Origin of the sequence: Streptomyces sp. NPDC002130 (assembly GCF_040296465.1) — a bacterium.
Classification (GTDB): domain Bacteria; phylum Actinomycetota; class Actinomycetes; order Streptomycetales; family Streptomycetaceae; genus Streptomyces.
The window spans coordinates 1-12731 of the sequence record NZ_JBEOXI010000232.1 but is presented as its reverse complement, the minus strand read 5'-3'; the positions used below and the strand labels follow the sequence as shown (position 1 = coordinate 12731).

General features: G+C 73.1%; 13 protein-coding genes. 4 read left to right on the top strand and 9 right to left on the bottom strand.

The features are described 5' to 3' along the window. From ABT116_RS32565 to ABT116_RS32550, 4 genes are all read right to left on the bottom strand, one after another. A partial coding sequence (locus ABT116_RS32565; protein WP_351641144.1) for a lyase family protein occupies nucleotides 1–818 on the bottom strand: 818 nt, incomplete at its 3' end. A gap of 123 nt (nucleotides 819–941) precedes the next feature. After that, a complete protein-coding gene (locus tag ABT116_RS32560) occupies nucleotides 942–1370 on the bottom strand; it encodes an OsmC family peroxiredoxin (protein ID WP_351641141.1) in 429 nt (142 codons plus the stop codon). 140 nt (nucleotides 1371–1510) lie between these two features. Beyond that, entirely contained in the window at nucleotides 1511–3586 is a 2076-nt protein-coding gene (locus tag ABT116_RS32555) for a phage holin family protein (RefSeq protein WP_351641140.1), read from the bottom strand. A 113-nt stretch (nucleotides 3587–3699) separates the two neighbouring features. Continuing rightward, on the bottom strand, nucleotides 3700–4101 hold the full coding sequence (locus ABT116_RS32550; protein WP_030843767.1) for a hypothetical protein: 402 nt from the start codon (nucleotides 4099–4101) through the stop codon (nucleotides 3700–3702). An 83-nt stretch (nucleotides 4102–4184) separates the two neighbouring features. Here ABT116_RS32550 and ABT116_RS32545 point away from each other — a divergent pair, with 83 nt between their 5' ends. Together ABT116_RS32545 and ABT116_RS32540 are read left to right on the top strand one after the other, a co-directional pair. Further along, complete coding sequence (locus ABT116_RS32545) at nucleotides 4185–4958, top strand: MBL fold metallo-hydrolase (protein ID WP_351641138.1); 774 nt, start codon at nucleotides 4185–4187, stop codon at nucleotides 4956–4958. A 29-nt stretch (nucleotides 4959–4987) separates the two neighbouring features. Continuing rightward, nucleotides 4988–5602: a DedA family protein gene (locus tag ABT116_RS32540; RefSeq protein ID WP_502983977.1), complete on the top strand. Its 615-nt coding sequence runs from the start codon at nucleotides 4988–4990 to the stop codon at nucleotides 5600–5602. 69 nt (nucleotides 5603–5671) lie between these two features. On the opposite strand, the gene ABT116_RS32535 is transcribed toward ABT116_RS32540, so the two are convergent. From ABT116_RS32535 to ABT116_RS32520, 4 genes are all read right to left on the bottom strand, one after another. Next, a complete protein-coding gene (locus ABT116_RS32535; protein WP_351641134.1) occupies nucleotides 5672–6733 on the bottom strand; it encodes an MBL fold metallo-hydrolase in 1062 nt (353 codons plus the stop codon). After that, nucleotides 6730–7977, bottom strand: a complete 1248-nt coding sequence (locus tag ABT116_RS32530) for an aminotransferase class I/II-fold pyridoxal phosphate-dependent enzyme (protein WP_351641132.1) — start codon at nucleotides 7975–7977, stop codon at nucleotides 6730–6732. The genes ABT116_RS32535 and ABT116_RS32530 overlap by 4 nt, the downstream gene beginning before the upstream one ends. A 226-nt stretch (nucleotides 7978–8203) precedes the next feature. After that, the gene (locus ABT116_RS32525) at nucleotides 8204–8881 is read right to left on the bottom strand and encodes a hypothetical protein (RefSeq protein WP_351641130.1); all 678 of its coding nucleotides are present in this window, start codon (nucleotides 8879–8881) and stop codon (nucleotides 8204–8206) included. A gap of 216 nt (nucleotides 8882–9097) precedes the next feature. After that, nucleotides 9098–9892, bottom strand: coding sequence for an RNA polymerase sigma factor SigF (locus ABT116_RS32520; RefSeq protein WP_351641146.1), 795 nt, complete (start codon nucleotides 9890–9892; stop codon nucleotides 9098–9100). Nucleotides 9893–10132: 240 nt separating this feature from the next. Between ABT116_RS32520 and ABT116_RS32515 the strand changes: the two genes are divergently transcribed. Beyond that, nucleotides 10133–11926 carry a thiamine pyrophosphate-requiring protein gene (locus ABT116_RS32515; protein ID WP_351641127.1) on the top strand — a complete coding sequence of 598 codons (1794 nt, stop codon included), beginning with the start codon at nucleotides 10133–10135 and terminating at the stop codon, nucleotides 11924–11926. Here ABT116_RS32515 and ABT116_RS32510 read toward each other — a convergent pair. Next, nucleotides 11880–12065 carry a hypothetical protein gene (locus ABT116_RS32510; RefSeq protein WP_351641125.1) on the bottom strand — a complete coding sequence of 62 codons (186 nt, stop codon included), beginning with the start codon at nucleotides 12063–12065 and terminating at the stop codon, nucleotides 11880–11882. The two genes, ABT116_RS32515 and ABT116_RS32510, sit on opposite strands and share 47 nt — an antisense overlap. 160 nt (nucleotides 12066–12225) lie before the next feature. Here ABT116_RS32510 and ABT116_RS32505 point away from each other — a divergent pair, with 160 nt between their 5' ends. Next, complete coding sequence (locus ABT116_RS32505) at nucleotides 12226–12627, top strand: DUF2795 domain-containing protein (protein WP_351641123.1); 402 nt, start codon at nucleotides 12226–12228, stop codon at nucleotides 12625–12627. The last annotated feature ends 104 nt before the right edge of the window (nucleotides 12628–12731 follow it).

Below are 12731 nucleotides of genomic sequence, written 5' to 3'. Positions count from 1 at the left end.
CAGTCCTGGGTCGCCTCGACCAGGTTGGCCGCCGTCACCAGGGGCAGCCCCGTGATGGCCGCGAGGTGACGGCGGGCCGACTCGGCGTATCCGGCAGGGGCATTGAGGCCGGTGCCGATCGCGGTGGCGCCGAGGTTGATCTCGTGGATCAGCTGGACGGCCTCGGCGAGGCGGGACCGGTCCTCGTCCAGCATGACTGCATAGGCGGAGAACTCCTGGCCCAGCGTCATGGGCACCGCGTCCTGCAGCTGCGTACGGCCCATCTTGAGCACCTCGCGGAACTCGACGGCCTTATGGGCGAACGTGTCCTGCAGGACGGACATCGCGTCGAGCAGCCCGCGCACCGCGAACACCGTCGCGATCTTGACGGCGGTCGGGTAGACGTCGTTGGTCGACTGACCGAGATTGACGTCCTCGTTGGGGTGCAGGAAGCCGTACTCGCCCTTGGCGTGGCCCAGCAGTTCCAGCGCCCGGTTGGCGACGACCTCGTTGGCGTTCATGTTGGTCGAGGTGCCGGCACCGCCCTGGACGACATCCACGACGAACTGGTCGTGCAGCTTGCCGGTGCGGATCTCCCGGCAAGCGGCGACGATCGCTGCGGCCTTCGCCGGCTCCAGCAGCCCGAGCTCCTCGTTGGCGAGGGCGGCGGCCTCCTTGACCGAGGCAAGGGCGTCGATGAGATGCGGGTACGCGGAGATCGGCGTACCGGTGATCGGGAAGTTCTCCGTGGCGCGCAGGGTGTGCACACCCCAGTACGCATCGGCGGGAACGTCCCGGTCGCCGAGCAGGTCGTGCTCGATGCGGATGACGGCGGTCATGGGCTGGGGGTCTCTCTCGGGAGGCATGGTGGGGGGGGGGCGCCGCCCGGGGCGGGGGGGGGCCACCCCCCGCGGCGCGGCCCCCCCCGGGGGGGGGGCCCCGCGCGACGGAGATGTGGCAGGTCAGGCGAGCTTGGCGGTCAGCGTGATGGGCGTCGCCTTGAGGGCCTGGCTGACCGGGCAGCCGACCTTGGCCTCGTCGGCGGCGGCCTGGAAGGCCGCCTCGTCGATGCCGGGGACGGTGCCCTCGACGGTGAGGTGGATGCCGGTGATGCCCTCACCGGGCTGGAAGGAGACGTCGGCCGAGGTGATGAGCTTGGTGGGCGGCGTCCCGGCCTTGTTGAGGATGTTGGAGAAGGCCATGGAGAAGCAGCTGGAGTGGGCGGCCGCGATCAGCTCCTCGGGGCTGGTCTTGCCGTTCGCCTCCTGGGCTCGCGAGGCCCACGTGACCGGCTGCTCGCCGATGGCACCGGAGGAGTCGAAGGTGACGACACCGCTGCCCTCGAGCAGGTTGCCTTCCCAGACGGTGTGTGCGGAGCGCGTGGTAGCCACGAGTTCTTCCTTTCGCGTGCGGACTCGCGTGCGGGCCCGTCTCCGGGCCCCGTGTCCCCCATCCGATCACACTACGGCTCAACTCACGCGGAGGACCTGCCCTCTGGCGGTGTGCGTGCGGCGCGGTGTGCGCGGCCTTGTCAGGCGGCGTGCTCCTCCTCGTGGGCCTTCAGCGGCACCTGCGGTCCGTTCGACTCGCGCAGCCAGCGCCGCAGTACCCGGTGCACGTGCTCGGCGCCGACGAGTTCCTCGCCCTCGCCGACCGGTGCGGAGACGCCGAGCGGGGACAGCAGGAAGGGTCTGCCCTGGGCGCCGCCCAGGCCGCCGTGGGAGCCGATCTGCTCCTCGAAGGCCAGGACTTCGCCGTCGGCCGGGTCGTGGAAGGAGTTGACCATGATGTCGGCGGTGTGCGGGAAGGAGTGCGTACGGCGTATCGCGTCGGCCGCGCCCGGGCCGAAGGGGGCGAGCAGGCCGGGGTCGTCGTCGAGGTCGGCAAGCGGGATCTCGGCGCCGTACGCGCCGAGGACGACACCGCCGTGCTCCTCGCTGCGGACCAGCAGGAAGCCGATACCGGGGTGGTTGGCGAGGGTCGGCAGCAGCGCGGGGTGGCGGGCGTCGATCTCCTCCTTGCTCATCCGGTGCGTGACGTCCGGGAAGGAGACCAGGCCGAGGTTGCCGGAGGCCAGCACGATCGGCTCGGAGTCGCGCGCGGGGCGGTGCTGTTCGCCGGTCTCCGCGACGGGGAAGCGCAGCGCGGCGCGCACGGCGGCGCGGGCCTCCGCGCCGCTGCGGGTGCGCTCGGCCTTGCGCGGTACGGGCATGCCGCAGCCGGCCCGCACCAGGTCGCCGAGCGTGAGGCCGTAGCGGGAGCGGAAGGTCTCGCCGGGGCTCTGGCCGTGGTCGGACAGCACGACGATCCGGTACGGGCGCGGGGCGTGCTCGGCGACGTTCTCGATCAGGGCGAGCGAGCGGTCGAGGCGTTCGAGGACCTTCTGCGCGTCCCGGCTCGCCGGGCCGGAATGGTGGGCGACCTCGTCGTAGGCCACCAGATCGGCGAAGACGGCCGTGCGGCCGACGAGCATGTCGCCCGTCACGGCGGCCACGACGACATCCCGCTCGACGACCGTCGCGAAGGCCCGGACGAGGGGGTAGAGCCCGCCACGGGAGACGCGGGGGCGTTGCTTGCGCAGGCTCGCGCGGGTGGACTGGCCGATCTCGCGGCCCACCTCGGCGATGAAGGAGAGCGCGGTGCGCACGGCGTTGGCCGGGTCGCAGAAGTAGGCGAAGTAGCCCGCGCGGGAACGGTTCTCCCGGCTGCGGCGGCGGGCGGCGATGGACAGCACAAGGGCCTGTTGTTCGGCGCCGCCGCTGAACAGGTTGCCGCGGCTGGCGCCGTCGACGGTGAGCAGCCCGCCGTGCCCCGCGTGCTCGACGGCGCGGCGCTGGAGTTCGGCGGCGCTGGTCGGGCGGTTGCAGACGACCACCTCACGGGTGTCCTTCTCGTACCAGCGGAAGGCGGGGACGTCGTGGTTGCTGCCGTGCAGGATGCCGAGCTGGCTGGCGCCGGTCTGGCTGGACCAGTCGGTGCGCCAGGGGGTGAGGCGGTGGGTGGGGCGGCCGCCGTCGCCGATGTCGAGCCAGCGGGCGACGGTGGGCATCAGGCCCTTGCCGACCGCGTCGAGCAGGGTGTCGTGGCCGACGCCGTCGAGCTGCACGAAGACCGTGCCGGGGCCGGCCGGTGCGGGCGGCCCGGACCGGCGGCGGCGGTCGGAGAGGCGGTAGAGCCTGCGGCGGTAGGCGTCGTCGTCCCGCACGGCCAGGGCGGCGCCGGTCGCGGACGCCACCGCGGACATCACGGCGGCGACGACGACGGCGGTCTCCGGCGCGGCTGCGCCGCGCTCGGCCGGGTTCAGGTGCAGGGCGAGCAGCAGCAGGGCGCCGTTGAGGAAGAAGACCAGCAGTCCCAGCACCAGCGCCGGTACGAGCAGCAGCAGCCGGACGAGCAGCGGCCACACCAAGGCCGAGAGCAGACCGAAGGCACCGGCCCCGAAGGCCGCCGTGACGGCTATGTCGGTCGCGCTGTCGCCGTTCTCCGAGCGGAGCCGGAAGTCGGGGAGGATGCCGGCGAGTACGAGCATGGTGACGGTGGAGACCGCCCATACGGCGACGCTCCGCCCCACCTGACTGGCGCCCCGCCGCCATCGCACGCCCCGCACGCCCCGCCACCTCACGTCCCTGGCCCGCAGCCGCGGCGGGCCCTCCCCCACAGTGTCTCAACGCCCGGCCGGGCGGTTTCGTCCCCGGGTCGCGCACCGGTGAGCGGACAGCGTCAGCGCCCGTCGTAGCCGGCCGTCGGCATCGACAGCCGCCGGTGCACGCACGCCTTCATCGCCGCGTCGTACGCAGGCTCCGCATGCCCCACCGTCTCCACCCGTACACCGCGCCGGGCGCATTCGGCGGTGAACTCCTCGACGGAGGCGAGCGCGCTCTCCAGGACCCGGCGGCTGGGCGCGACGAACAGGTCGAGGCCGGGCCGGACGCCGTCCCACAGCGCGCCGTGGTCGGGCCGCAGCCCGCGGACCAGTAACTCCCGGCTGACCACGTAGCCCCGCTCGGCGGCCCAGCGGGCGCACATGGCGTGCTGACTGCGGGAGTCGACGAGGAACGGATCGTCGTCCAGCTCCTCCAGCGGCGTCAGACTCGCGATCGCCGTGACCCGCACCGGCACCATGGCGTCCCCCCTCACCTCCGGTTTCGCCGCCGACCCTACTCCTGCACGTAGGCTTCGGGGAGTCGCGCGAAGGAGGCAAAGAAGTGCCGGTGGAGATCACCTGGTGGGGTCACGCCACTTGCACGGTCGAGGATTCGAATGTGCGCGTGCTCACGGATCCCCTGTTCGCGCGCCGGCTCGCACATCTGCGCCGCCGGCGCGGAGCCCTGCCGCCCCCGGGCGCCCCGCACGCTGACGTGGCGCTGGTGTCGCATCTGCACGCCGACCACCTGCACGTGCCGTCGCTGATGCGGCTCGCCGAGGGCACGCGCCTGCTCGTGCCCCGGGGCGCGCGCCGGGCGGTGCCGGGTCTGCGCCGGCTCACGCACCTGCGGGTGAGCGAGGTGGCGCCCGGCGACGAGACGCCGGTCGGCGACATCGTGGTACGGGCCGTGCCCGCGCTGCACGACGGGCGGCGGCTGCCGTTCGGGCCGCACCGCTCCCCCGCCCTCGGCTACGTCATAGCCGGCGAGGCCCGGACCTACTTCGCCGGGGACACCGGGCTGTTCGACGACATGGCCAAGGAGGTCGGGCCGGTCGAGGTGGCTCTGCTGCCGGTGGGCGGGTGGGGGCCGTACCTGGGCGAGGGGCACCTGGACGCGGGCCGGGCGGCGCAGGCGCTGGAACGGCTGGCGCCGCGCAGCGCCGTGCCGGTGCACTACGGCACGTACTGGCCGATCGGCATGGACGCCGTGCGCCCCCACGAGTTCCATGCGCCGGGGGACGAGTTCGTCCGGCTGGCGGCCCGGCACGCGCCGGCGGTTTCGGTGCACCGGCTCGGGCACGGGGAGAGCGTGCGCCTGGAGGCCGCGCTGTGAGCTGGTCCGCGCCTGTGGCGCTCGCGCCCCTGCTCGCCGCGTCGGCCGTCACACCGGCGTCCGTCGTTCCGGCGTCCACGCAGCAGGCGATCGGCTATCCGACGCTCTTTCTGCTGGTGCTGGCCGGGGCGCTGGTGCCGGTGATTCCGACCGGCGCGCTGGTGAGTTCGGCGGCGGTGGTCGCCGTGCACCGGACGGCGCCGTTCTCGCTGGCGATGGTGTTCGTGACGGCGTCACTGGCGGCGTTCCTGGGCGATGCGGCGCTGTACTGGCTGGGGCGGCGCGGACTGAAGTCGAAGAACGGGTCGCGGTGGCTGGAGGCGATCCGGTCCCGTGCGCCGGAGGACCGGCTGGAGCAGGCGCAGGAGAAACTCGCCGCGCACGGGGTGGCGGTGCTGGTGCTGTCCCGGCTGGTGCCGGCCGGGCGTATCCCGGTGATGCTGGCCTGTCTGCTGGCGGAGTGGCCGATGCGCAGGTTCTCCCGGGGGAATCTGCCGGCGTGTCTGGCGTGGGCCGCGACGTACCAGTTGATCGGGATCCTCGGGGGGTCGCTGTTCGCCGAGCCGTGGCAGGGCGTGCTGGCGGCGATCGTGCTGACCGTGCTGATCAGCGCGGTGCCGGCGGTGGTGCGGCGGGTTCGGTAGCGCCGTTGCGGGTGCGGTGGTTCTCGGGGTGCGGGTTCTCCGTGGTTGATCGCGCAGTTCCCCGCGCCCCTACGACACCTGCAGCACCTTTGACGCGCCGACCGGCATGTCCCACAGGTTCTCCCGGGGCAGGCCCGCCTTATCCCAGGCCGCGCGTACGCGCGTGAGGGGCTCCATGACCGGCTCGGCCGACAGGACGAACGTGGCCCAGTGCATGGGGGCCATCCTGGCCGCGCCCAGGTCCTGGGCCGCGCGGACCGCTTCTTCGGGGTCGCAGTGGACGTCGCGGAGCCACCAGCGGGGGTCGTAGGCGCCGATGGGCAGCAGGGCCAGGTCGATTCCGGGGTAGCGGCGGCCGATGTGGGAGAACCAGTGGCCGTAGCCCGTGTCGCCCGCGAAGTAGACGCGTTGGCCGTCCGGGTCGGTGAGGACCCAGCCGCCCCACAGGCTGTGGCAGGTGTCGGTGAGGCTGCGCTTGGACCAGTGGTGGGACGGGACGAAGTCGAAGCGGACGCCGTCCAGTTCGGCCGCCTCCCACCAGTCGAGCTCCGTCACGCGCGTGAAGCGGCGGCGGTGGAACCAGCGGGCGAGCCCGGCCGGGACGAACACCGGGGTGTCGCGCGGGAGACGGCGCAGGGTGGGGGCGTCGAGGTGGTCGTAGTGGTTGTGGCTGATGACGACGGCGTCGACGCGCGGCAGGTCCTCCCAGGGGACGCCGACGGGGGTGATGCGGGCGGGGGTGCCGAGGATGCGGCGGGACCACACCGGGTCGGTGAGGACCGTCAGTCCGCCGATGCGCAGTACCCAACTGGCGTGTCCCGCCCAGGTGACGGCGACGGTGCGGGCGTCGACGCGGGGCAGCGGAGCCGGGGCGTAGGGCAGTCGGGGGATGTCGGCCAGGCCCTGCGGGCCGGGTCTCACCGCGCCCTCGCGGGCGAAGCGGGCCATGGCCTTCAAACCCGGGAGCGGCGCGGTCAGCCGGTCGTGGAAGGTGCGCGGCCACACCCGCCGCTCGGCCAGCGGCCGCGGTTCGGCCAGGGGCGGATACCGGGGTGCGAGGGGCGACGGGAGCACGGGCTCGTCGGCTGCCCGGGTGGTCGCGCTGGTGGTCGACTCGAACTGCTGCGTCATCGAGGAGGCTCCCATCGCTGAGCGTCGTCGCGGAGATCGTCGAAGACCGACTTCAGTCGGATCAACGCGTGGTGCACGTGCGGCAGTTCCAACGGTGTGGGTGAGGTGAGGCATTCCGCGCGTTCCGCGTCGGAACCGGCCACCAGTGCGCCGGTGGAAAGCCGCACGCGCGGGGTTTCGAGGTCGTCGCCGAAGCGGTGCCCGCCCGGGGCGGGCATGCCGAGGCGTGCGGTGAGGAAGTCCTCGAGTTCCTGTGCGTCGCCGATGCCGTGCGCGGTCAGCGCGGGGCTCAACGGGGCCAGGTCCACGTACAGGTGGCGGCCCGACCGCGGAGGCCGGGCGAGGGCGCCCGCGGCGACGACGGCGGTGTGCGCCGCGGCGGCCAGGAGCGCGTGCAGGCGCACGGCGGCCGCCACGCGCGCGGTGACCGCTTCCGGCTCCCCTAGGGCGTACCCGGCCGCAGCGGCGACGGGCGCGGCGACGCGGGCGTCGAGGGCGGTGAGGACGTCGAGGACGCGCGCGTGGAGGCCGGCCCCGTCCTCCCCGGCCGGGAAACGGGCCACGGCGGCGGGCCAGCCGGCCGGGAGCAGGGAACCGGCCAGGTCGGTGACGACGGTGACCCGGTCGGGCACCATCTCGGCGGGGCTGAGCAGCACCGTCTCGCGCGGGTCGTGCAGGGTGTCGCGCCAGGTCTCGTCGCTGACCAGGTGCAGGCCCTCCCCCTGGGCGGCCTCTACGGTCTCGTGGAGCAGTTCCGGAGGGGCGACGGTCGCGGTGGGGTCGTCGGCGACGGACAGCACGAGCAGCCGCGGGTCGCCGCCCTCGGCGCGGACCCGGCGCACGGTCTCCAGCAGGGCGTACGGGTCGGGTACGCCGCCGCTCTCCGGCGGGGTCGGCACAGGGAAGGCGGGGCGCCCCAGCAGACGTGCGTACGGCGCCCACCAGGCGGCGCAGGGTCTCGGCACGAGGACGTCACCGCCGAGGGCGGCGGTCAGCGCGAGCAGCAGGGCGGGCGCGCCCGGGGCGGACGCCACCCGGTCCGGGTCGCAGCGCAGTCCGCGCCGGTCCCAGTAGCCGCAGGCGGCCTCGCGCAGGGCCCGGCCGCCGCCGACCGGCTCGTGGCCGGCCAGGGACGCCGCGGCGGCGAGCACCGCGGACAGCTCCGGCAGGACCGGCAGCGCGTCCTCGGGGAGCGGCGGCCCGAAACGGACGGGGCCGTGACCTTCGGGGGCCGTCCGCCGCATCCGTACCTCCGCAGTGCCAGTGCCTGGTGCCGCCCTGTCGTGCCGCCCTCGACGCGTGCGCCGTCCGCTGCCCGCTGCTCCTTGCGGCGCGGCTCGTGCCCTCGGCCACCGAGTACCCCGGGTGCCACCGCGCCATGGGGGCCGGCGGGGTCGTGATGGTCACAGCATGAGCGGGCCCGGCCGGGGAAGCCGTTGCCGTCCGGGGCGGTGGGCCGGGCCCGGCAGGTCAGCGGTAGGGGTCGCTCTCCCGGTTGCGCAGCCGGTGCACGGCGGCACCGAAAGCGCCCGCGATCAGGACCCCGCCCGCCACCAGGGCCGGCACGGAGTCGGTGAAGGCGCCGCCGTCACCGGCCCGTACTCCACGCTGGACGGCCGCCGGCCCGCACTCGGTGGGCTGCGGCTCGCGGTGGTGCGAGGGCTCGGGGCAGGGCTTGTGGGTGGGCGGGTGCGTGGGCCGGTGCGACGGCTTGTGGGGCGCGGACCCGTGGGTCACGGTGAACGTCGCGCTCCACGGTGTGCCCTCGCCGCCGGGAGCGGCCGGGCAGGTGCCGTCGACGGTCCACGCCGAGTCCTCCCCCTGGGCGTCGGGGTCGTCCTCGAAGCTCTCCGCCGAGGCGATCAGGGCCGTGCCGCGGTAGGCCGGGCCGGACACCTCGTCGTCGTTGCCGGTGACCCGCCGCAGCGGCACCGTGCCCTCGTCGAAGGCCATCGAGGTGGCGTCGATGCTGTCGGGCGGCGGCCCCCCGGTCGGGTCGCAGCTGACCGAGACGGTGAGCGTGCCTCCGGGCTGGACGGTGGCGGGACTGACCTCGGCGGCCGGTTCGGAGGACTCGGCCGGCGCGAAGCCCACCAGGGCTGAGCCGGCCAGGACGGAAACGGACAGGGCGTACAGGCTGCGGCGCATCGAGGGGACTCCTTCGGTGGTGATACCCCTCTGCCATGACAGCCAGGCCTCTATGGCGTCGCGCGCGGCCAGGCCCCATTGGCGGGACAGTGCCACTCAACCGGGTGAATCGAAGCGGCCCCGTGCGCGGGGCCGTATCGATGTGCGGCTCCGCCGCGCGGGCTCGACGAGCCACCACGGGCCCGCACCCGCACCGTCCGCGTCAACCCTGCCGCGCTAGGCGACATCCCGCATGACCTGCTCCCGCACCCGCCCGCAGCACCGGCTGATCAGCCGGGACACGTGCATCTGCGAGATCCCCAGCTCCTCGGCGATCCGGCTCTGCGTCATGTCCCCGAAGAACCGCATGTAGAGAATCGCCCGCTCCCGCTCGGGCAGGGCAGCCAGCCTGGCCTTCACGGACTCGCGGTCGACGACCGTGTCGAGGGCCGGGTCGGTGGATCCCATCGCGTCGCTCAGGGAGTACCCGTCCTCACTGCCGGGCAGCTCCGCGTCCAGGGACAGCGCCGTGAAGCTCTCCAGCGCCTCCAGGCCGGCCCGGACGTCCTCCTCGCTCATGTTCGCGTGTGCGGCGAGCTCGGCCACGGTGGGCTGCCGGCCGGAGATGCTCTGGGACAGGTCCTGGCCGGCGGCCCGTACCCGGTTGCGCAGATCCTGGACGCGACGGGGCACGTGCAGGGTCCACATGTGGTCCCGGAAGTGACGCTTGATCTCGCCGGTGATGGTCGGCACGGCGTAGCTCTCGAAGGCGTTGCCGCGCTCGGGGTCGTACCGGTCGACGGCCTTGACCAGGCCGAGGGCCGCGACCTGGCGCAGATCCTCGAAGCTCTCGCCGCGGCTGCGGAAGCGTCCGGCGAGGCGGTCGGCCATGGGCAGCCAGGCCTCGACGATCTCGTCGCGCAGTGCGTCGCGCTCCGGGCCGGCGGGCGTCGAGGTGAGCCTGCGGAAGGCCTCGGCGGTGTCGGGGGCGTCGTCGTGGGGGTGCTTCTTCGCGCGGATTCGGGTCGGCATCATGCGTCGCAATTCCCTTGAAAATGCTCTGGGCCGGACGGTCACCGTGGAAGCGCATCCGCTGTGGGACAGGGCCTCGGTGGCGGCGCGCGACGCCGCTCCCACGGGCGTGCCTCCTGTCCGAAGCACTCCAGGGCGCCTGCCCCCGGCCCCCACCCGCAAACCCGGAGAGGTTTTCCGCCGTCGCGCAGGGTGACTCGTACGGCTGTCTCTTGTCCCCATACGTCCGGGAGGTCGTACATGAGCAGCAAGGTCGCCGACCACGTTCTGTCGAGGCTGCGCGAGTGGGGAGTGGAGCAGGTCTTCGGCTATCCGGGCGACGGCATCAACGGCCTGCTCGCCGCGTGGGGCCGGGCGGAGAACGAGCCGCGGTTCGTGCAGTCGCGGCACGAGGAGATGTCCGCGTTCCAGGCGGTCGGCTACGCCAAGTTCAGCGGCCGTCTCGGGGTGTGCGCCGCGACGTCGGGGCCGGGCGCGATCCACCTGCTGAACGGCCTGTACGACGCCAAGCTGGACCATGTGCCGGTGCTGGCGATCGTCGGCCAGACCCACCGCACCGCGATGGGCGGTTCCTACCAGCAGGAAGTCGATCTGCACACGCTGTACAAGGACGTCGCCTCCGACTTCGTGGAGACGGTGACGGTGCCCGAGCAGCTGCCGAACGTGCTGGACCGGGCGATCCGCACGGCGTACGCGCGGCGCTGCCCGACGGCGGTCATCATCCCCGGCGATGTGCAGGAGCTCGACTACACGCCGCCGACGCACGAGTTCAAGATGGTGCCCTCCAGCCTGGACCGCGGCTCGTGGACGGCGGTGCCCTCGGACGACTCGGTGCGGCGGGCCGCCGAGATCCTCAACTCCGGTGACAAGGTGGCGATCCTGGTCGGCCAGGGCGCGGCCGGCGCGCGGGCCGAGGTGGAGCGGATCGCCGAGCTGCTCGGCGCGGGTGTCGCCAAGGCGCTGCTCGGCAAGGACGTCTTGAGCGACGAACTGCCGTACGTCACCGGGTCGATCGGCCTGCTGGGCACCCGCCCGTCGTACGAGCTGATGCGGGACTGCGACACCCTGCTGACCATCGGGTCGTCGTTCCCGTACAGCCAGTTCCTGCCGGAGTTCGGCAAGGCGCGGGGGGTGCAGATCGACATCGATCCGCACATGATCGGGATGCGCTATCCGTACGAGGTGAACCTGGTCGGTGACGCGAAGGCCACGCTGGAGCGGCTGATCCCGCTGATCGACGAGGGACGCGGGCGCGAGTGGTACGACACCGTGTGCGACAACGTGACGCGCTGGCGTGACGTCATGGAGCGCCGGGCGAGTCTCGAAGCCGATCCGATCAACCCGGAGTACGTGGCCCGCGCGCTGGACCCGCTGCTGCCGGACGACGCGATCGTCACGTCCGACTCGGGCTCGACGGCGAATTGGTACGCGCGGCACCTGACGATGAGGCCGGGCATGCGCGGTTCGCTCTCCGGGACGCTGGCGACGATGGGCTGCGGGGTGCCGTATGTGATCGGCGCCAAGTTCGCGCACCCGGACCGGCCGGCGATCGCCCTGGTCGGGGACGGCGCGATGCAGATGAACGGGCTGGCGGAGCTGATCACGGCGGCCAAGTACCGGCACCTGTGGGAGGACCCGCGGCTGGTGATCGCGGTGTTCAACAACCACGATCTGAATCAGGTCACATGGGAGCTGCGGGCCATGGGGGGCGCGCCGTCGTTCCTGCCCTCGCAGGAGCTTCCGGACGTGCAGTACGCCGCGTTCGCCCGTTCCCTGGGGCTGACCGGCATCCGGGTGGAGAAGCCGCAGGACGTCGAGGCGGCCTGGCGGGCGGCGCTGGAGGCGGACGGTCCCGCGGTGGTCGAGTTCCTGACCGATCCGGCTGTCCCACCGATCCCGCCGCACGCCACCTGGGACCAGATGGAGGCGACCGCCGCGTCGGTCCTGAAGGGCGACGCGGACCGGGGATCGATGGTCAAGCAGGGCTTCAAGGCGAAGGTGCAGGAGTTCCTGCCGGGGCGGCAGAAGAAGTGACCACCGCGGTGGTGGTCGAAACGGCGGCCGGTTCACGCCGGTCGGCGTCGTCCTGCGGCAGCAGCAGCTCCTCGTAGCGACCCAGCACCAGCACCACTCCGAGCATGAGCAGCGGGATGAGCACAGCGAGCAACGCCATGACGTGTCCTTCCCCAGGGAGGTGTGGGGGGGTGTGATCCGGGTCTCCCGCAGGGCACGGCGCAAACCAGTGCGGACAGCGGCGATCGGGGCCACGGAACCTGTGTCGCCCTCCGGTGTTCGGGTACGCGGTGCGGGCCCCCGAACGTCTGGAGGGAGACATGCAGCGAGGCAGCGACCGGCTGAGCGTCCACCGGGACGACGAGATGAAACACGAACTGCAGGGTCTGCTCAGGTCCGGGCACCCCACGCGCAGTGAGGAGTGGCACGACCCGGAGCCGGCCGCCGAGGACGACCCGGAGGTCGCCCACGGGCCGGTGACGCCGAGCCGTGCGCCGACGTCACTGGAGTCGGTGCGGCTGGAACTGGCCCGGATCCTGGGTCGCAAGGCGTTCCCCGCGAGTCCGCGTGAGCTGACCCGCGAGTTGCGCGGCCATCAGGCGCCCGACGCCCTCGTCGAGGCCCTGGAGGGGCTGCCGCGCCAGGAGCGCTACGGCAATGTCCAGGAGCTGGCCCAGGCCCTCGTCCGGGCCCGTGAGACCGGTCCGGAGGAGTACGCGTAGGCACCGTGTCGGGGGCACCGCGGCCTTGCTTTTCTCGACACGGCGCCGGACATCCGCGACCGCCTGTTCCAGAGTCAGCCCCTCATGAGTGATGAGACTGATTC